This is a genomic window from Bradyrhizobium sp. Rc2d, from assembly GCF_900099855.1.
Taxonomy (GTDB): domain Bacteria; phylum Pseudomonadota; class Alphaproteobacteria; order Rhizobiales; family Xanthobacteraceae; genus Bradyrhizobium.
In genome coordinates, this window is sequence record NZ_FNCU01000034.1 from 1 (window position 1) to 18,560 (window position 18,560).

Sequence of the window (18,560 nt, forward strand, 5' to 3'; positions counted from 1 at the left end):
CAACGACGCTGTGGGGCGGCGCCGCGCGCCGGTCGAGCAGGTCTTCGCGCGCCTCAAGGTCGTCTATGGCTGGGCGCGCGCTCGCTATCTGGGCTTGGCGCGCAACCAGACGCATCTGCGTCTGCTTTGCCTCGCCATGAACCTCAAACGATGGGCGGTGCTGCGTCCGACAAGGGGGATGGCGTGACCGCCATCGCCCACGGCCATCGATTCAGCCGCGAAAACGGCCCACCGTTCGCGCCCCGCCCGAGGCCGCAAAAAAATCCTTGAAATCGCGCCTCACTCCTGCGCGACCGATTGCGCAAAGCTCTCGCAAGCGGGAGAGGGAGCGCACCGTCTTCGCGGCAACGCCGATGGCTCAGCTCCGTGTCACCGTCGTCGAGGACGGCACCAGCACGGGCTTCGCCAATGAGGGAATCAGCCGTGCCCGCTCGCGCTTGGCGGGGATGGCGCGGTAGACCTGCTTGGTGGCTTCGACGATGTGCACGCCGGCAAAGGGCAGTGACAGCGCCGCGCCAGCGCGCTCCCACATCTGCGCCGATTTCAATACCCAGCCGCCGGCATAAGGCGGCATGAACAGCGCCTCGCCCCAGGCCGTCGGCGTGAACCAGGTCTGGCGCAGCAGCTCGGTGATCTGCGAGCGCGAATAGGGCCGGCCATGGCCGAACGGCGTGCTGTCGGTGCGCGTCCACACCCCACGCCGATTCGGGATCACCGCGATGACGCGACCGGACGGCGCCAGCACGCGCCATACTTCGCGCAGCAGCGCAGCCGGATCGTCCGACATCTCCAGCGCGTGGACCAGCAGAATGCGGTCGACCGCGGCGTCAGGAAGCGGCAGCGAGAACTCGTCGACCAGCGAGGCCAGCGCGGGCCGCCCGGTCGGCCATTTCAGGACGCCCTGGGCCGCCGGCATGAACGCGATGCAGCGCTCGGCATCCTCGCGGAACAGTCCGAGATAGGGCGTGGGGTAGCCGATGCCGAGCACGCGCTGACCCTCGGCGCCCGGCCAGCGCTGCCTGATGCCGCGATTGATCATTTGCCGCGCCACGATCCCGAGGCGGCGGGAATAGAACTCGCGGAGGTCGACGACGTCGATGGTCATGACGGCAATGTAACATGCGTAAGGCCGCCGCCGCGCGCGGAATATTGCATTGCCTGCGCAACGTTAACGCCATATTTGTCTGGCGGGGCTGAGCCCGATGGAGATGTCATGGCCGCCGAAATTCGTACTTTCACCTGTTTAAACGACAATTTCGGTTATTTGATCCACGATGTGGAAACCAAGGCGACGGCGTCGATCGACGCGCCCGAGGCAGGTCCCATCCTCAAGGCGCTGGAGCGCGAGGGCTGGCAACTCACCGACATCCTGATCACCCATCATCACGGCGATCATGTCGGCGGGGTCGCCGAACTCAAGCAGAAATTCAATTGCCGCGTCGTCGCGCCGCATGACAAGACCACGAAGATTGCCAACGTCGATTTGCGCGTCGCCAATGCCGACGTGGTCAAGATCGGCAATCTGCTGGCGCGCGTCGTGGAGACGCCCGGCCACACGCTCGACCACGTCTCCTACGTGTTCGACAATGAGAAGACCGTATTCGCCGCCGACACGCTGTTCTCGATCGGCTGCGGCCGCGTGTTCGAAGGCAACTATCCGATGATGTGGGACTCGCTGTTGAAGCTGCGGGCCCTGCCCGACGACTTCAAGCTCTATTGCGGCCACGAATATACGGCATCCAACGTCAAATTCGCGCTTACCGTCGACCCCGACAATGCGGCGCTCCAGGCCCGCGCGGCCGAGGTCGCGAGGCTCCGGGCCGAGAACAAGCCGACCATTCCCGTACTGCTCGGCGACGAGAAGCGTGCAAACGTCTTCCTCCGCGCCGACGAGCTCTCCGTTGCGGCGAGGCTGCACATGAAGGGCGCGGATGCCGCCGCGGTGTTCGGCGAGCTGCGCGAGCGCAAGAACAAATCTTGAAGAACAAGTCCTGACGTGGACCGATGCCGACCGCAGCCGAGATCATCGCCCGCCTCGAACTCCGACCGCATCCCGAAGGCGGGCACTACCGCGAGACGTTTCGCGACCAGGCGACCGACGCGCAAGGACGCTCGCGCTCAACCTCGATCTACTTCCTGCTCGCGCGCGGCGAGCGCTCGCACTGGCATCGCATCGATGCGGTCGAGACTTGGCATTATTACGCCGGCAGCCCGCTGACGCTGCGCATCGCGCATGACGGCTGCTCCCAGCACGAGGTGCAGCTCGGCACGGACCTCGTCAGCGGCCAGCGGCCGCAGGCGATCGTGCCGGCCAATGCCTGGCAGATGGCGGAGACGACCGGCGAATGGACCCTGGTCGGCTGCACCGTTGCGCCCGCATTCGAGTTCGCGACCTTCGAGCTCGCGCCACAGGGCTGGGAGCCGTAGGTCTCGTTCACCGCTTCCGTAGCACCATGTCCTTCGCCGCGATCAGGCCGCCGCCGGCGATCAGGATGGCGGCGATGGCGATGTTGGCGCTGGCCTTTGCAAAGCCCGCGGCGATGAGGAAGCCGGTGGAGAGCAGCGGCGTCGCGTAGGAAGCGGCGCCGAGCACGCGGATGTCACCGCGCTTCATGCCGATGTCCCAGGCGTAGAAGGCAGCACCGACGGGACCGATGCCGAGCGCGACCACGGAAAGCCATTGCAGCGTGGTCTCCGGCCAGACGGTGGTCTCGAGCGCGGCATGCATCAGCGCGGCGAGCGCCGCGGTCGCGAGGCAGAATCCGGCGACCGCATCGGTCGGCACCGTCTTCAATCGCCGCGACAGCACCGAATAACTCGCCCAGACGAAAGCGGCGATGAAAGCCGCGACCAGTCCCGGCACCGCCCCCGGCGCAAAGCCGCTGCTATTGCCGGCAAACAGCAGCACGGTGCCGACGAGACCGAGCACGGCGCCGATGATGTGATGCAGGAAGAGCCGCTCGCCCGGCAGGAAGGACGAGAACAGCACGATCAGCAGCGGCCAGAGATAGTTCAAGAGGCCGGCTTCAGCCGGCGGCGCGAAGCGCAGCGCGAGGAAATAGAGCGCGTGATAGCCGAACAAGCCGCCAACGCCGACGACCCAGACGACGAGCGGCTGGCGCAGGCTGTTCGCCGCCTCGCCGCGGCCGATCCAGGTGAGCAGGCCGACGAGACCGCCGATCGCGAAGGTCATCGCGGCGAGCTGGAATGCCGGGATCTTTCCGGTCGCCACCGTCATCACTGAGAGCAGCGACCACATCAGGATCGCGGTCAATCCGATCAGCGTCGCGGTGCGGGGAGTCATTGTGGAAGGCCTCGTCATTCCGGGACGGCGCGTCGCGCCAGACCCGGAATCTCGAGATTCCGGGTTCGCCGCTGTCGCGGCGCCCCGGAATGACAGTGCATGGACAAATGCCCGGGACAAGCCCGGGCATGGCGATGTTGCCAATATCAGTCCGCGTGATGCCGACGCATCACACCATGTACTGGCCGCCGTTGACGGTCAGCGTCGAGCCGGTGATGGCGCCGGCCTCATCGGCGGCGAGGAACACGACGGCGCGCGCGATCTCCTCGGGCTCGCCGAGGCGGCCGATCGGGATCAGCGGCAGGATGGCCTTTTCCAGCACGTCCTTCGGCACCGCCTGCACCATCTCGGTGTTGATGTAGCCCGGGCAGATCGCGTTCACGGTGACGCCGCCTTTGGCGTTCTCCAGCGCCAATGCCTTGGTGAAGCCGATCTCGCCGGCTTTCGCCGCGGAATAGTTCACCTGGCCGAACTGGCCCTTCTGTCCATTGATCGAGGAGATGTTGATGATGCGGCCGAACTTGCGTCCGCGCATGCCTTCGATGACTTGGCGCGACATGTTGAACAGCGAGCCGAGATTGGTGCCGATCACGGCATTCCACTGCTCGAGGCTCATCTTGTGGAAGGCGCCGTCCTTGGTGATGCCAGCGTTGTTGACGAGCACGTCGATCGGGCCGACCTCGGCCTCGACCTTCTTCACGCCCTCGGCGCAGGCATCGAAACTGCTGACGTCCCATTTGTAGACCGCGATGCCGGTCTCGGCCTTGAACTTCTCCGCCGCAGCATCATTGCCGGCATAACTCGCCGCAACCTTGTAGCCGGCCGCCTTCAGCGCCTTGCTGATCGCAGCACCGATGCCCCGCGTACCACCCGTGACCAATGCAACACGTGCCATATCGTATTCCTTCCCTTGGACTCTTCGGAGTTTTCTGACGCGATCGTTTTTTAACTGCGGATTATGCGGGAGGTTTGACGGACATCAAGAACAAAACGCCCGGCATGAGCCGGGCGTTTCTCTTTAGTCGAGGCATGCGCAGTTGCGAAGAATATTTGATTTGCAACCGCTGCCTTTTTAATCGCGTGCAACGCACTCAGTCGCGTGTGCAGCGCACGCGTCAGTTACATGTCAGGCTTTCCTCAGTCGCGCGCCAGACACATCGCGATGCCCATGCCGCCGCCGATGCACAGCGTGGCAAGGCCCTTCTTCGAATCGCGCTTCTGCATTTCATGCAGCAGCGTCACCAGCACGCGCGCGCCGGATGCACCGATCGGATGGCCGATCGCAATCGCGCCGCCATTGACGTTGACCTTGGAGGTGTCCCAGCCGAGATCCTTGTTGACGGCGCAGGCCTGCGCCGCAAACGCTTCGTTGGCCTCGATAAGGTCGAGATCGCCGACACTCCAGCCGGCCTTCTTCAGCGCGGCGCGCGAAGCCGGGATCGGGCCCGAGCCCATGATCTTCGGATCGACGCCGGCCTGCGCCCAGGACACAATGCGCGCAAGCGGCTTCTTGCCTTCCTTGGCGGCCTGCTTCGCGGTCATGAGCACCACGGCGGCAGCGCCGTCATTGATGCCGGAAGCCGAACCCGCGGTGACCGTGCCGTCCTTCTCGAAGGCCGGCTTGAGCTTGGCCATCCCGTCGAGCGTCGCGCCATGGCGCGGATATTCGTCGGCGCTGACGACGACGTCACCCTTGCGGGTCTTGATGGTGACGGGAACGATCTCGTCGTTGAACCTGCCGGCCTTCTGCGCGGCCTCGGCCTTCTGCTGCGAGGCGACCGCGAACTCGTCCTGCTGGGCGCGGGTGATCTGCCACTGGCGCGCGACGTTCTCGGCGGTGTTGCCCATGTGATAGCCGTTGAAGGCATCCCACAGGCCGTCCTTGATCATGGTGTCGACCAATTCGAGGCCGCCCATCTTGACGCCGCCGCGCAGATGCTGGGCGTGCGGGGCCATGCTCATGGACTCCTGTCCGCCGGCGACCACGATCTCGGAATCGCCGTTGAGCAGCGCCTGATAGCCGAGCGCGACGGTGCGCAGGCCGGAGCCGCAGAGCTGGTTGACGCCCCAGGCCGGGCTCTCCACCGGAATGCCGGCGCCGATCGAGGCTTGGCGGGCTGGGTTCTGGCCCTGAGCGGCGGTCAGAATCTGACCCATGATGACTTCCGAGACGCGGCCGGGCTCGATGCCACCGCGCTCCAGCGCCGCCTTGATGGCGATGGCGCCGAGATCGTGGGCGGGAAGGGTCGCGAACGCTCCGTTGAAGCTTCCGACCGGGGTGCGGGCGGCGCTGACGATGACGACATCGTCTGACATGGGCATCTCCTGAGGTTGATTGGGGGCAGGCGGGGCTGGGAAAACGGCTCGCCAGTCTCGGACGGCATCCTGTTAACGTCGTTGCGGCATGTCAATCGGCCGGAGACCGAATTCATGCCGCAGCGCATTCAAAATAGTGTTCTTGGCGCTTTCGCAAGCACGTTTTTGCTGCCCGATTAACCGTGGCGCACAAAACGGTAGCGTGACCCCTTTGAAAATGCTTATTTTGTTGCGTTGCGTACTCTTCCCGCCCTGCGGCATTGCCCGTCGGGTTCCTGTTCTCCGCGCTTGCAAGTGAGAGCCCATGGCGAAATCAGACCAACCCACCACCATCAAGAAATACGCGAACCGCCGGCTCTATAATACCGGAACGAGCACTTATGTGACGCTCGAGGACCTCGCCGCCATGGTCAAGGACGGCGAAGATTTCCTGGTCTACGACGCCAAGACCGGCGACGACATCACCCGCTCCGTGCTCGCCCAGATCATCTTCGAGCAGGAGAACAAGGCCGGCCAGAACCTGCTGCCGACCACCTTCCTGCGCCAGCTCATCCGCTTCTACGGCGACAGCATGCAGATGGTGGTGCCGAAATATCTGGAACAGTCGATCGCGACCCTGACCCAGGAGCAGGAGAAGTTCCGTAAGCAGATCGCCAACACGCTGTCCGGCACACCCTTTGCTCCGCTCGAGGAGCAGGTCCGCCGCAACATGGAGCTATTCCAGCAGACCTTCTCGATGTTCAAGCCCTTCGCCGCGCCTCGCCCGGCGGCCGGCGCGGAGCCGGAGCCCGATGCCAATGCCGAGGCGCCGAAGGACAGCAACATCGACGATCTGCGCCAGCAGATGAAGGAAATGCAGGAACGCCTCGAGCGGATGTCGAAGAAGGACGAGTAGGTCCTCTCATTGGCGCCAACCCGCCGTGCCACGGGCGGACGATCGGCCGCTTTGACCGACTGCTTCCCAATGACGTCCTGGCGAAGGCCAGGACCCATACTCCGAGGCGGTGGTTGTTGATGCGGGCTGAGGCCGCAAATTGCGACCACAACATCGATTGGTGATAATGGGTCCTGACTTTCGCTAGGACGACGCTGGAGAGGCATGCCGCCATGTCCGACCGAAGCGCGCATTGGGACAACGTCTACGCCACCAAGGGCGAGGCCGAGGTGAGCTGGTTTCAGAGCAGCCCGACGACCTCGCTCGATATGATTCGCGCGGCCAATCCCGATCATGGCGCAGCCATCATCGATATCGGCGGCGGCGCATCGCGGCTCGTCGATGCTCTGTTGCAGGACGGATATCGCGATATCGCCGTGCTGGATCTCTCTGCCAACGCGCTTGACGTAGCGAAGAAGCGACTCGGCGCCGCCGCGTCAGCGGTCGACTGGATCGTTGCCGACGCCACGACTTGGCGCCCGGCAAAGACATACGATCTATGGCACGATCGCGCGGCGTTTCACTTCCTGACCGATCCTCGCGACAGAGCCGCCTATGTCGAGCGCCTGCGGTCGGCACTTGCGCCCGGCGGTCACGTCATCATCGCGACGTTTGCACCCGACGGCCCGGAGAGATGCAGCGGTCTGCCGGTGCAGCGCCATGACAGCGCGAGCCTTTTGGCGGAGTTGGGGGCGGAGTTCGAGCTAATCGAAGCGCGCCGCGAGACGCATCACACGCCGTGGGATTCGACGCAGGCGTTTCAGTTCAGCCGGTTTCAAAAGCGCAACTAAAGGTCGCTGTCATGCCCCGGCTTGCCGCCTTCGCTAAAGCTTCGGCGGCCGAGCACCCTTGTGGCCCCGGCGTAGCCTTGGCGGAGCCGGGACCGGGGCATCCAGTACGCCGCGGCCTCTCGATCAATCACTTCCGTCTCTGGAATACTGGATCGCCCGGTCAAGCCGGGCGATGACAGCGGAGTGAGTGGCGCGAAAGCGCTCGCAATGACGGAGTTCGCAGCTCAAGCCGCCAGCTTCACCGCATGCGCAAAGTCCCAATAGAGTTTTCGCGCCCGGGTGTAGAACGGACCGGGCTTCAGCTCACGCCCGTCGATGCGGACAACCGGCGCGACCTTGGCGAAATTCCCGGATGAGAATATCTCGTCGGCGGCGAGGAAATCGGCATAGCGCAGCGTCTTCTCGACCACGGTGATGCCGTCGCCGCGAAGCAGGTTGATCAAGCGCTGGCGCGTGATGCCGTTGAGGAACGTGCCGTTGGGCACCGGCGTGTAGACCACGCCGTCCTTGGCCATGAACACGTTGGAATTGCCGAATTCGGCGACGTTGCCGAGCATGTCGAGCATCAACGCGTTCTGAAAGCCGCGCGAGGCGGCTTCCGCCAACGCGCGCGAATTGTTCGGATAGAGGCAGGCGGCCTTGGCCTCGACCGGGGCGCATTCGGCGGTGGGCCTGCGGAACGGCGACAGCGTGATGGCGTTGCCGACGGGTTTTGGCATCGGCGCCTCGTAGATGCACAGGCACCAATTGGTGGTCTCGGGGTCGAACAGCACGCCGCCGCCCGAGCCGTTCTGCGCCCAATACATCGGACGGATGTAGAGTTCGGCATTGGCCGCGAAGCGCGCAATACCCTCGCGCGCGAGCGTGAGCCAAGTGTCGGTATCGATCACCGGCTTCAGGCCAAAATTGACCGCCGACCGATTGGCGCGGGCGACGTGGCAATCGAGATCGGGCGCCACACCCTCGAACGCGCGCGCGCCGTCGAACACGATCGAGCCGAGCCAAGCCGCATGGGTGCGCGGGCCCATGATCGGCACATTGCCGTCGTGCCATTTGCCCTCGAAGAAGGTCCAGCTCGGCGAATATTCGATCGGCTTCTTGATCTCGGCCATGACCGGCCTCCCCTTGGAAATATCCGGGCACTATTGTCCCAATTTCTAAACGATTTGCTGCGGAGATTGGGTAAGTTACCCTCTCCCCTTGTGGGAGAGGGTGGCTTCGCGGCACGCGAAGCCGGGTGAGGGGTCTCTCTCCGCGAACTCGATAGAGGTTCTATGCGGATACGACCCTCATCCGGCGCTTCGCGCCACCTTCTCCCACAAGGGGAGAAGGAAAATCTCATGCCGCTCGATCCGCTCGCAAAGCGCTTGTTGACCATGATGGCTGCCGCCACGCCGCAGGCACGAAGCCGGCCGAGCGTGGAGGCACGGCGGCAGTCACTGGCCAAGCTGATGCAGTTCGCGCGAGCTGATGCGCCGGATGTGACGACGTCCGACGGCACGCTGTCCGGCCCTGGCGGCGAGCTGCCCTATCGCCTCTATTCGCCTGCAAGCGCCGGTGAACGCGCGCCGGGCTTCGTGTTCTTTCACGGCGGCGGCCTCGTCGCCGGCAGCGTTGCCACGCATGACCGCATCGCGGCGGCGCTGGCGCATGCGACCGGCTGCCGCCTTGTCTCGGTCGACTACCGGCTCGCGCCCGAGCACAAATTTCCCGCCGCCGTCGACGATGCGATCGCCGCTACCGAATGGGTCGCGCGCGGAGCACCAACACTCGGCATCGATGCCGAACGGCTGGTGGTCGGCGGCGATTCTGCCGGCGCCACGCTGGCTGCGATCGTGTGTCAGGAGGCGGTCCAGAACGCAGGCCTCTCCATCGTCGCGCAATGCCTGATCTGCCCGGTACTGGATTTCGAAGAGACCTCGCCTTCGCGCGAGGAATTCGCCGAGGGTCATCTGATCGATCGCGCCACCATCGAAGCCGATCTCGCCGACTATCTGCCGGGCGGCCTGGATGCCGCCGATCCCCGCGTCTCGCCCCTGCGCGCGACGCGGCTCACAGGCCTGCCGACGGCGATCATCCACACCGCCGAGTTCGATCCGATGCGCGACGAAGGCAATGCCTATGCCCGCAAGCTGCTCGCCGCGGGCGTCGTCGTCGAGCATGTCTGCCACGACGGCATGGTCCACAATTTCCACGCCATGGGCGCGATCCTGCCGCAGGCGCAGCTCGTGCTATCGCAGATCGGCGAGCAAGTCAGGCGCGCGGTTGCGAGGTGAGGTCTTTCCCTCACCCCGTTGTGGACGAAGAAAGCAGCATCACACCCTGGCGCCGATCACCGCACGCGCCGCGGTCACGTATTCAGGCCAATGCGCGTCCGCATAGCGCTCGGCCTGGCGCGCACAAGCAAGGTCAGGCGCATGGGCTGCTGCAATCATGCGCGCAAAGCGCTCCTCGGCAACGGTGGCGTCGTCCATGGCAAGCTGCGGCGCGGCGGCTACCGCTGCGGTCGGGGCGACGACGAGCCCCGCCAGTCCAGTGAGCAAGATGCGACGTGACGTTTTCATGGCTGTCATTTCCTGTTGCCCTGTCCTGTTTCTTTTGCGCTTGCAATCATGAGCGGCGAATGCGTGCGACAAGGTAGCGCTCCGCTTCCGCCCGGTCCAGAAGCGCAAATGTGGCAAGCTAGTCCGGCACCGGCACGTCGAACGTGTTGAGCGTGACCGAGACCATGCAGTAAACGCCGACGAGGTAGGAGAGTTCGGCCGCGCCGTGCTCGCCAAACTCCTTCACGGCGGCGCGCCAGGTCAATTCCGGCAGAACGCCGCCACCGATCAGCGCCGACGCCACGTCATAGGCGACGGCCTCCTGCCTGGTGAGATCGACCGGCCGCTGTCCGGCGACGATGGTCGCGAGCTTCTCGTCGGACAGTCCGCGCCGCTCGGCGACCAGCACATGGGCATAGAGCTCGTAGCCGGAACGGAAATGCGAGCCGGTGACGAGGATGGCGACCTCGCGCACCGGCGCCGGCAGCAGCGGGTTCGACGCGATCGCCTTGACCAGCTCCCACACCGGCTTGCCGAAGCGCGGCTCCCGGATCCAAGGATTCCAGGGTCCGAGCAGCGCGCCGTCCTCGCGCATGTTCACAAAACCCTTGAAATGGTCCTTGATGCCGGCTCGCATGTCGTCATAGAGCGGCTTCTGTTCGTCGGTCAGATCCTTGGGATCGAGAATGGGAAGGCGCACGGCGGGGATCTCCTCGTTGAGAGGACGCAACCGTCACCGGCAAGCCTGTGCAAGGCAAGTGAAGTTGCTGTGACGACCGTGCAATTTTACAAGTAGTGTAGAGGCGTCCGCACAACCATGCTATGTCCCAGTATCTGTCATTGGCGAGGCATCGAATGACCGATCTAGTTGTCGGACTTGATAGTTGGATTATTCAGGATGGCAACTACGGTGATTTCGCTCAAGCGACAAACGCCTCATTCGCGCTCGAATTCTGTCCGGTAGTCCCGCTTCCGAAGTGCGGTCGATTTGACCAAAAGGCTCCGTCACTCAAGCAAATCGTGGAGAGTTCTTACCAAGTTGTTGGCCAAGTTGTGCACGCACAAGATGATTGGTGGGTACTGGACGCCGGCATTCTCATGTATTGCGACGGAAAGCCTTCTGACAAGGCCTGCCTGGACGCCTGGTTAGAAGGACTAATCTTCATCGGAGTAGATCCATTCTTTTACTTCGAAAGTCATGCGCACCAGCCAGGCGCGCCCGCCCTGGTCTACGATTGGCACATCGACAAGATCGAAATGGAGACAGGCCCTTTCATCGAAACGAAGCCAAAGCACTTTGAACGAGATCCCGAGAAATGCGGATGGAAAGAGGTCGCCAAGACCGACGCATGGCGCGAACAAGGCCCTTATCTGCTCCACTGTACGCGTCTAGGTGGGCCGCGCGCAGCCCGGAGCAGGAGCCGTCTCTGATCGACGCATTGCGAGGTCTGACCGCTCAAAACTCCAGCGGCGCGTTGTCGACGACTTCCTTCATCACGAAGAAGGTGCGGGTCTGGCGCACGCCGGGCAGCGCGATCAGCTGCTCGCCATGGATGCGGTTGAAATCCTCCATGTCACCGACGCGAATCTTGAGGAAATAGTCGAAATCGCCGGCGACGAGATGGCAGTCGAGCACGAACTTCAGTTTTGCGATCGCCTGCTCGAAAGTGGCAAAACTCTCCGGGGTCGAGCGGTCGAGCACGACGCCGACCATCACCAGCGTGCCCTTCGCCACCTTCTTCGGTGCCACCATGGCGCGCACAGTCGCAATGAAGCCGTCCTCGAACAGGCGCTGGGTGCGGCGATGGCAGGTGGCGGGGCTGATCGCGACGGTTTCGGCCAGCTCGGCGTTACTGAGCCGGCCGTTATTCTGCAGTAATCGCAATATCTTAAGGTCGATACGGTCGAGCCGGGCGGACATGGAAGAAACTTTCATTCACAAGCGAAATTCTGGAATGATTAGATGCGCTAGGCGTAAATTACGCAAGCTATGTCGCAATATTGCCGCCGCATTTGAGAGCACATTTCCTGCCGCAGGTGCTAGTTGCTGCGGCCAGCTCAACGCCAACCGGGATGACCCATGATGCTGGAAAAATTCGCGCGCTACCCGCTGACCTTCGGCCCGACGCCGATCGAGAAGCTGGAGCGACTGTCAAAACATCTCGGCGGCCAGGTCGAGGTCTATGCCAAGCGTGAGGACTGCAATTCGGGCCTTGCCTATGGCGGCAACAAGCTGCGCAAGCTCGAATACATCATTCCCGATGCGATCGCCTCCAACGCCGACACGCTGGTGTCGATCGGCGGCGTGCAGTCCAACCACACCCGCATGATCGCGGCGGTCGCAGCCAAGCTCGGCATGAAGTGCCGCCTGGTGCAGGAAGCCTGGGTGCCGCACGAGGACGCCGTCTATGACCGCGTCGGCAACATCATGCTCTCGCGCATCATGGGTGCCGACGTGCGCCTGGTCGATGACGGCTTCGACATCGGCATCCGCAAGAGCTGGGAGCAGGCGATCGAGGAGGTGAAGGCGGCGGGCGGCAAGCCTTACGCGATTCCCGCCGGCGCCTCCGTGCACAAATTCGGCGGCCTCGGCTATGTCGGCTTCGCCGAGGAAGTCCGCAAGCAGGAGAAAGAGCTCGGCTTCAAGTTCGATTACATCGTCGTCTGCACTGTCACCGGCTCGACCCATGCCGGCATGCTGGTCGGCTTCGCCGCCGACGGCCGCGCCCGCAAGGTGATCGGCATCGATGCATCGTTCACCCCTAGCCAGACGAAAGCCCAGGTGCTTGAGATCGCGCAGAACACGGCCAAGCTCGTCGAGCTCGGCAAGGAGCTCGTCACTGATGACGTCGTGCTGATCGAGGACTACGCCTATCCCGCCTATGGCGTGCCGTCGGAAGAGACCAAGGAGGCGATCCGCCTCACCGCGCGTCTGGAAGGCATGATCACCGACCCCGTCTACGAGGGCAAGTCGATGCAGGGCCTGATCGATCTTGCGAAGAAAGGCTATTTCGAGAAGGGCGCGAAGATCCTCTACGCCCATCTCGGCGGCGCGCCTGCGCTGAACGGGTATGCGTACGCGTTCCGGAATGGCTGAGGCACTCAGCTCTCGCCTCATACACAGCTGTCGTCCCGGACAAGCGTAAGCGCAGATCCGGGACCCATAACCACCGCGCCTCCTTTGGCGAAGACTCAGTGGTTGCCAGCCTGCCGCAACAACTTCTTCCTGTGATTATGGATCCCGGATCTGCGCTTACGCTTGTCCGGGATGACGTGGGAGGGAGTTGAGCGCGACAACAAACGCTGCGTTGCCCTACCTCGTCCTGATGATCTGCAGCAGCTCGTCGCCGTAATGCTCGAGCTTCTTGTCGCCGATGCCGGGCACGTTGCGGAGTTCGTCCAGCGTCGTCGGCCAGGCCCGGACGATGCCGTCGATGGTGGCATCGTGCAGCACGACATAGGCGGGCACGCCGCGCTCGCGGGCGACGTCGGAACGCCAGGAGCGCAGCCGCGCGCGCAATTCGGGATCGACATCGCCTTGCGGCGCGCTCGCCGCGGGCGCGAGGTCGCCGCGGCGCGATTTGGCCCGGCTAGAACGGATGCGGGTGCCGGGCGCTTCCTCGCGCAGCCACACCTCCGTTTCGCCGCGCAGCACGCCGCGCGAAGAATCCGTCAGCTTCAGCGCGCCGAATGCTTCGCTGTCGCTCTGCAAATGCCCCATTGCCACCAATTGCCGCAGCACCGTGCGCCACTGCTTTTCGTTGAGCTCGCGGCCGATGCCGAACACCGACAGCTTGTCGTGGCCGAACTGCGTCACCTTCTCGGTCAGGCGCCCGACCAGCACGTCGATCAGGTGCATTGCGCCGAAGCGCTGGCCGGTGCGGTAGACGCAGGACAGCAGCTTCTGCGCCAGCACCTTGCCGTCGCGCATCTTTGGCGGCGTCAGGCAGTTGTCGCAATTGCCGCAACTCTCGCCCATCACGATCTCGCCGAAATAGGCAAGCAGCCGCCGGCGCCGGCAGTGCGGCGTCTCGGCAAGACCGACCAGCGCGTCGAGCTTGCCGATCGAGACCCGCTTGAAATCGTCGGAGGCGTTGGATTCGTCGATCATGCGGCGCTGCTGCACGATGTCCGAGAGGCCATAGGCCATCCAGGCGGCCGACGGCTTGCCGTCGCGGCCGGCGCGTCCCGTCTCCTGATAATAGGCCTCGATGCTCTTGGGCAGATCGAGATGGGCGACGAAGCGCACGTCGGGCTTGTCGATGCCCATGCCGAACGCGATGGTCGCGACGATGACGATGCCGTCCTCGTTGAGGAAGCGGTCCTGGTTCCGGGAGCGCACGCTGCTGTCGAGGCCGGCATGATAGGGCAGCGCGGCAATATCGGCGTCTTGAAGCGCGGCGGCGACCTCCTCGACGCGGTTGCGGGACAGGCAATAGACCACGCCGGCATCGCCCATGTGGCGCTCGCGGATGAATTCCTTCAGCTGCGACACCGCATTGCGCTTGTCGACGATCTCGTAGCGGATGTTGGGCCGGTCGAACCTGGAGACGAATTGCGGGGCGCCCGTCAACTCAAGCCGCGCCACGATCTCCTTGCGCGTCAGCTCGTCGGCGGTCGCGGTCAACGCGATGCGGGGAACGTCGGGAAAGCGCTCGGCGATGATGGACAAACCAACATATTCGGGCCGGAAATCGTGGCCCCATTGCGAGACGCAATGGGCTTCGTCGATCGCGAACAGCGCCACCTTCGCCTGCGCCAGCATCGACAGGCAGCGCGGCGTCACCAGCCGTTCCGGCGCAACATAGAGCAGGTCGAGATCGCCCGCGATCAGGCGCCGCTCCACCTCCGAGGCCTCCTGCGGAGTCAGCGACGAGTTCAGCGCGGCCGCGTTGACACCGGCTTCGATCAGGCCGGCGACCTGGTCGCGCATCAGCGCGATCAGCGGCGAGACCACGATGCCGCAGCCCTCGCGCAGCAGTGAGGGGAGCTGATAGCAGAGCGACTTGCCGCCGCCAGTCGGCATCAGCACCAGACAATTGCCACCATCCGTCACGTGCCGGATGATCTCGCCCTGCGCGCCGCGGAACCCCGGCAGTCCAAACACCGAATGCAAGACCGACGGCGCATCGCGGCCGTTGGCCGGCGCCGGCAGTGGAGCGGTGGAAGGGGAGGACATGGGCGTGTCGGGAAAGGCTGTGAGATTCGTCACAAGGCCAGTCGCATGACCGCGCGGGCGTGGCAAGGCCGTTTGCGGGGCAAAGGCAGTCTTCCCTCTCCCCTTGCGGGAGAGGGTGCCGAGCGAGGCTCGGCGGGTGAGGGGTTCTATCCGCGAACTCGATAGAGTCTACTATGCTGAGACAACCCCTCATCCGGCGCTTCGCGCCACCTTCTCCCGCAAGGGGAGAAGGAAGAGAGCAGCTACACCCCGATCCGTCGCAAAGCTTCCGCGACAGTCACGATCGGCATGTTGCGTTTCCGGGCCGCCTTCAGCGCATGGCGCATCAATTGCGGCGTGCAGCCAAAGGGGCTCGGCGCGTTGGCGACGTCGTGGCCGTAGAAGATCAGCCAGCCGCCGCTTTCGACCGCCTCATCGAAATAGCGGTCGATGCCGGCCGCATCGATCTCGCAATCGATCAAAGGCGACGCGCGCAGGAACTGGAGGTCGATGACGTCGCTGTTAACGCCGGGAAGGATGCCGCGCGCCGAGCGATAGGCCCTTGTAAGCTGCGGCTTGCGCCAGACCGAGGCGAGGCCATACGGATAGGCGAAGTTCTGCAGCACGATCGAGGAATCGATGCTGCGGAAATAGTTGCGGTTTCGCTCGATCTCGCGGGCCATGGCGGCCGCGTCGAGATCGACCGCGCACTGATGCGAGAAGGTGTGGCAGGCAATCTCGTGACCGGTCCGGTGAAGCCGCACGATCGCGTCATTCGACAGCCCATGCCAATGGTCCGACGGCTGATCGATCAGGCTGCCGGAGAGGTAGAACGTGCCGCGGCCGTCATGCTGCTCCAGGAGCTCGGCACCCTCGTCTGCGGCGCTATCGGGGGCATCGTCGAAGGTGAAGCTCACCATCGGCGCACGCGCAGGCAACCGGTGCGGCGCGGCGCGGAAATGCCGGGCCAGCCGATTGCTCACGCGTCCCTGGAGTTCCGACCACACGCTGCGTTTCCTGCGATTTCGTATTTCTCTACTGATTTCTCTACTGAAACATTCGTGCGCTGGTTGAGGCAAGCCTAACGCTCAAGTAATCCTAACACGAAACCAACATCCCTTTGGCTAGCGCGCCGAGACCGGCGCGTCGGCATCCGCACCGAGATATTGCAGCCAGTTCCGGAACAATGCCGCCGCCGCGCTGCCGGCGGCGATATCGGCGCGCAAATTCAGCGCGGGCAATTCGTTGGTGAGCGCCGGATGGCGCTGGTGCCGCGCCTGTTTCTCGAAGCGGGTCAGTTTCTCTTCCGTCGCTGCGTCAAAATAACTCACGGGCAGGTTCGGATAGTTATCGCGCTCACGCGCGAGATAGCGGCCGATGTCGCGCAGATATTCGCGCTGGAGCGACAGCGCATCATATTCCGGGTGGCCCTGGAAGAACACGAAACGGCTGGCATATTGGCGGACGAAGACATCGACGCCAGCCTCCTCCGAACGTGTCAGCACCTGGTATCCGGCCTGAACGAGGTCGTCCTCGGCGATCTCGTTCAGGCGCGAATGCGAGACCTTGAGCGGCGCAGGCGCACCGCGCGTCAGGGGATCATGCGCTACGGCTTCGCAGTCGAAGATGCCGTGACATTTGGCCGGCAGCCGCCGTCGTTCGATACGGTCGAGATGCAGCACCGCCGCATGCGCGGCGAGGCACGACCAGATCGTCGAGCGCGTGTTGATCTTGGCCCAGTCGACGAGGTCGGTCAGATCGCGCCAGTACGGCTCCTGGTCGAGCTCCGGCGCGACCGGTTCGGCGCCGGTCACGATCAGTCCGTCGAATCTCTGGCGCTTGAGATCCGCAAGATCGGAATATTCACTCTCGACGTGCCACTTCGCTTCCGGCGATCGCTTCACGGAAGGAAGCGAGAAGCAGTGGAAGCGGATGCGGCGCGGGCCCGCGGCGGCCTGGAGCAGCTTCATGAACTGTCGCTCGGTCGCCTTCAGCGCCGGGTCCGGCATGTTGTTGATCAGCCCGATGGTCAGCTCGGCGCCGCCCCGATCAGGCGCGAGATCACTCTCGGCCGGCACCAGTGCCGGGCTCGACATGACTTGATCCCTGTCGATCAAGATCGTCATCGGCGCCCTGGCCTACTCCGCGGCCTGGAGGCGCGACGACGGGCAGGCCTTTTCCAGCGCCTGGTCGATGTCCTCGATGATGTCGGCGGAATGCTCGATGCCGATCGACAGGCGGATCGTCTCCGGCAGCACGCCGGCTGTCCGCTGCTGCTCCGCCGACATCTGCCGGTGCGTGGTCGAGGCCGGATGGCAGGCGAGCGACTTGGCATCGCCGATATTGACGAGCCGCGTGATCAGCTTCAACGCATCGTAGAAGGTCTTGCCAGCTTCCATGCCGCCCTTGATGCCGAAGGTGAACAGCGAGGAGGCATTGCCATTCAGATATTTCTGCACCAGCGGATAATAGGGGCTGTCCGGGAATCCGGTGTAATTGACCCAGGCGACGCGCGGGTCACCGCGGAGGAATTCGGCGACCTTGCGGGCGTTCTCGACGTGGCGCTCCATGCGCAGCGCCACGGTCTCGATGCCCTGGAGCAGCAGGAAGGCGTTGAACGGCGAGAGCACCGAGCCCATGGTGCGCTGATAGACGCTGCGCGCGCGCTCGATATAGGCGGTCCTACCAAAGCGCTCGGCATAGACGAGGCCATGATAGGACGCGTCCGGCTTGTTGTAAGCCGGGAAACGGTCGGCGTATTTCGCCCACGGGAAGTTTCCGGAATCGACGATGGCGCCACCGAGCGTGGTGCCGTGGCCGCCCAAAAACTTGGTCAGCGAGTGCACGGCGATGTCGGCGCCGTAGTCGAACGGCTTGAGCAGAATGGGGGTCGCGACCGTGTTGTCGACGATCAGCGGCACGCCATGCGCATGCGCGATTTTCGCCAGCCCCTCGATGTCGCAGACATTGCCGGCGGGATTGCCGATGGTCTCGGCGAACACGGCGCGGGTATTCTCGTCGATCAGCTTCTCGATCGCATCTAGCTTGTCGCTCTCGGCGAAGCGGCCGGTGATGCCCTGCCGCGGCAGGATGTGCGAGAGCAGCGTGTGCGTGGTGCCGTAGAGCTGCGGCACGGAAGCGATGTTGCCGCCGTGATCGGCGACGTTGACAAAAGCGAAATGCAACGCCGCCTGGCCGGTCGCAACCGCGAGCGCGCCGACGCCGCCTTCGAGCTGCGCAATGCGCTTCTCCAACACCGCGCTGGTCGGATTGGCGATCCGGCTGTAACGAAAGCCCTCGGCCTCGAGATTGAAGAGCGCGGCGCCATGATCGGCGCTGTCGAAGGCGTAGGCCGCGGTCTGGTAGATCGGCACGGCGACGGCGTGCGTGGTGGCTTCCGGTTCGTAGCCGGCGTGAATAGCGATCGTCTCGTTGCGCATCGTGCCACCTCCGCGTGGGGCGGGCCGCACTTATTGGCCTCACGGCATGTGCGTTGTCCGCCGTCCTCCTGTTA

The 18,560-nt window shown here is 64.1% G+C and carries 20 protein-coding genes; 8 read left to right on the top strand and 12 right to left on the bottom strand.

The features are described from left to right. On the top strand, positions 1-187 hold a 187-nt coding region (locus BLV07_RS31565; protein ID WP_143035496.1), incomplete at its 5' end, for a transposase. A gap of 171 nt (positions 188-358) precedes the next feature. On the opposite strand, the gene BLV07_RS31570 is transcribed toward BLV07_RS31565, so the two are convergent. Beyond that, complete coding sequence (locus BLV07_RS31570; protein ID WP_091893760.1) at positions 359-1,105, bottom strand: class I SAM-dependent methyltransferase; 747 nt, start codon at positions 1,103-1,105, stop codon at positions 359-361. Positions 1,106-1,213: 108 nt separating this feature from the next. On the opposite strand from BLV07_RS31570, the gene gloB reads away from it, so the two are divergent. Beyond that, positions 1,214-1,981 carry a hydroxyacylglutathione hydrolase gene (gene gloB, locus BLV07_RS31575; protein WP_091893762.1) on the top strand — a complete coding sequence of 256 codons (768 nt, stop codon included), beginning with the start codon at positions 1,214-1,216 and terminating at the stop codon, positions 1,979-1,981. Between the two features lie 23 nt (positions 1,982-2,004). Then, a complete protein-coding gene (locus BLV07_RS31580; RefSeq protein WP_091893764.1) occupies positions 2,005-2,427 on the top strand; it encodes a cupin domain-containing protein in 423 nt (140 codons plus the stop codon). A 7-nt stretch (positions 2,428-2,434) separates the two neighbouring features. Here the strand turns inward: BLV07_RS31580 and yddG are convergent, their stop codons facing one another. The 3 genes from yddG to BLV07_RS31595 all read right to left on the bottom strand — a co-directional run bounded on the left by yddG (position 2,435) and on the right by BLV07_RS31595 (position 5,620). After that, positions 2,435-3,304, bottom strand: a complete 870-nt coding sequence (yddG, locus tag BLV07_RS31585) for an aromatic amino acid exporter YddG (protein ID WP_091893766.1) — start codon at positions 3,302-3,304, stop codon at positions 2,435-2,437. Between the two features lie 169 nt (positions 3,305-3,473). Continuing rightward, on the bottom strand, positions 3,474-4,199 hold the full coding sequence (gene phbB, locus BLV07_RS31590) for an acetoacetyl-CoA reductase (RefSeq protein WP_091893769.1): 726 nt from the start codon (positions 4,197-4,199) through the stop codon (positions 3,474-3,476). 242 nt (positions 4,200-4,441) lie between these two features. After that, a complete protein-coding gene (locus BLV07_RS31595; RefSeq protein WP_091893771.1) occupies positions 4,442-5,620 on the bottom strand; it encodes an acetyl-CoA C-acetyltransferase in 1,179 nt (392 codons plus the stop codon). A 304-nt stretch (positions 5,621-5,924) separates the two neighbouring features. Between BLV07_RS31595 and phaR the strand changes: the two genes are divergently transcribed. Both phaR and BLV07_RS31605 read left to right on the top strand, forming a co-directional pair. Continuing rightward, positions 5,925-6,515: a polyhydroxyalkanoate synthesis repressor PhaR gene (gene phaR / locus BLV07_RS31600; RefSeq protein WP_091893773.1), complete on the top strand. Its 591-nt coding sequence runs from the start codon at positions 5,925-5,927 to the stop codon at positions 6,513-6,515. A gap of 212 nt (positions 6,516-6,727) precedes the next feature. Further along, positions 6,728-7,345 carry a class I SAM-dependent methyltransferase gene (locus tag BLV07_RS31605; protein WP_091893775.1) on the top strand — a complete coding sequence of 206 codons (618 nt, stop codon included), beginning with the start codon at positions 6,728-6,730 and terminating at the stop codon, positions 7,343-7,345. A gap of 224 nt (positions 7,346-7,569) precedes the next feature. On the opposite strand, the gene BLV07_RS31610 is transcribed toward BLV07_RS31605, so the two are convergent. Further along, positions 7,570-8,457, bottom strand: coding sequence for a branched-chain amino acid aminotransferase (locus BLV07_RS31610; protein ID WP_091893777.1), 888 nt, complete (start codon positions 8,455-8,457; stop codon positions 7,570-7,572). 228 nt (positions 8,458-8,685) lie between these two features. Between BLV07_RS31610 and BLV07_RS31615 the strand changes: the two genes are divergently transcribed. Beyond that, positions 8,686-9,621: an alpha/beta hydrolase gene (locus BLV07_RS31615; protein ID WP_091893779.1), complete on the top strand. Its 936-nt coding sequence runs from the start codon at positions 8,686-8,688 to the stop codon at positions 9,619-9,621. Between the two features lie 39 nt (positions 9,622-9,660). On the opposite strand, the gene BLV07_RS31620 is transcribed toward BLV07_RS31615, so the two are convergent. Both BLV07_RS31620 and BLV07_RS31625 read right to left on the bottom strand, forming a co-directional pair. Then, complete coding sequence (locus BLV07_RS31620; RefSeq protein WP_091893781.1) at positions 9,661-9,909, bottom strand: hypothetical protein; 249 nt, start codon at positions 9,907-9,909, stop codon at positions 9,661-9,663. Positions 9,910-10,027: 118 nt separating this feature from the next. Continuing rightward, positions 10,028-10,588, bottom strand: a complete 561-nt coding sequence (locus BLV07_RS31625) for a carboxymuconolactone decarboxylase family protein (protein ID WP_091893899.1) — start codon at positions 10,586-10,588, stop codon at positions 10,028-10,030. A 155-nt stretch (positions 10,589-10,743) separates the two neighbouring features. Here BLV07_RS31625 and BLV07_RS31630 point away from each other — a divergent pair, with 155 nt between their 5' ends. Further along, positions 10,744-11,319, top strand: a complete 576-nt coding sequence (locus tag BLV07_RS31630) for a hypothetical protein (protein WP_091893783.1) — start codon at positions 10,744-10,746, stop codon at positions 11,317-11,319. A 25-nt stretch (positions 11,320-11,344) separates the two neighbouring features. Here the strand turns inward: BLV07_RS31630 and BLV07_RS31635 are convergent, their stop codons facing one another. After that, positions 11,345-11,809, bottom strand: a complete 465-nt coding sequence (locus BLV07_RS31635; protein ID WP_091893785.1) for an Lrp/AsnC family transcriptional regulator — start codon at positions 11,807-11,809, stop codon at positions 11,345-11,347. A gap of 162 nt (positions 11,810-11,971) precedes the next feature. Between BLV07_RS31635 and BLV07_RS31640 the strand changes: the two genes are divergently transcribed. Beyond that, a complete protein-coding gene (locus BLV07_RS31640) occupies positions 11,972-12,985 on the top strand; it encodes a 1-aminocyclopropane-1-carboxylate deaminase (RefSeq protein ID WP_091893901.1) in 1,014 nt (337 codons plus the stop codon). Positions 12,986-13,201: 216 nt separating this feature from the next. On the opposite strand, the gene recQ is transcribed toward BLV07_RS31640, so the two are convergent. The 4 genes from recQ to BLV07_RS31660 form a co-directional block, all read right to left on the bottom strand. Next, entirely contained in the window at positions 13,202-15,067 is a 1,866-nt protein-coding gene (gene recQ / locus BLV07_RS31645) for a DNA helicase RecQ (RefSeq protein WP_091893789.1), read from the bottom strand. A 242-nt stretch (positions 15,068-15,309) separates the two neighbouring features. Further along, a complete protein-coding gene (locus BLV07_RS31650) occupies positions 15,310-16,053 on the bottom strand; it encodes a polysaccharide deacetylase family protein (RefSeq protein ID WP_091893791.1) in 744 nt (247 codons plus the stop codon). 117 nt (positions 16,054-16,170) lie between these two features. After that, positions 16,171-17,172 carry a homoserine O-succinyltransferase MetA gene (gene metA, locus BLV07_RS31655; protein ID WP_091893793.1) on the bottom strand — a complete coding sequence of 334 codons (1,002 nt, stop codon included), beginning with the start codon at positions 17,170-17,172 and terminating at the stop codon, positions 16,171-16,173. Between the two features lie 12 nt (positions 17,173-17,184). Then, positions 17,185-18,486: an O-acetylhomoserine aminocarboxypropyltransferase/cysteine synthase family protein gene (locus BLV07_RS31660; protein ID WP_091893795.1), complete on the bottom strand. Its 1,302-nt coding sequence runs from the start codon at positions 18,484-18,486 to the stop codon at positions 17,185-17,187. Positions 18,487-18,560 lie beyond the last annotated feature (74 nt).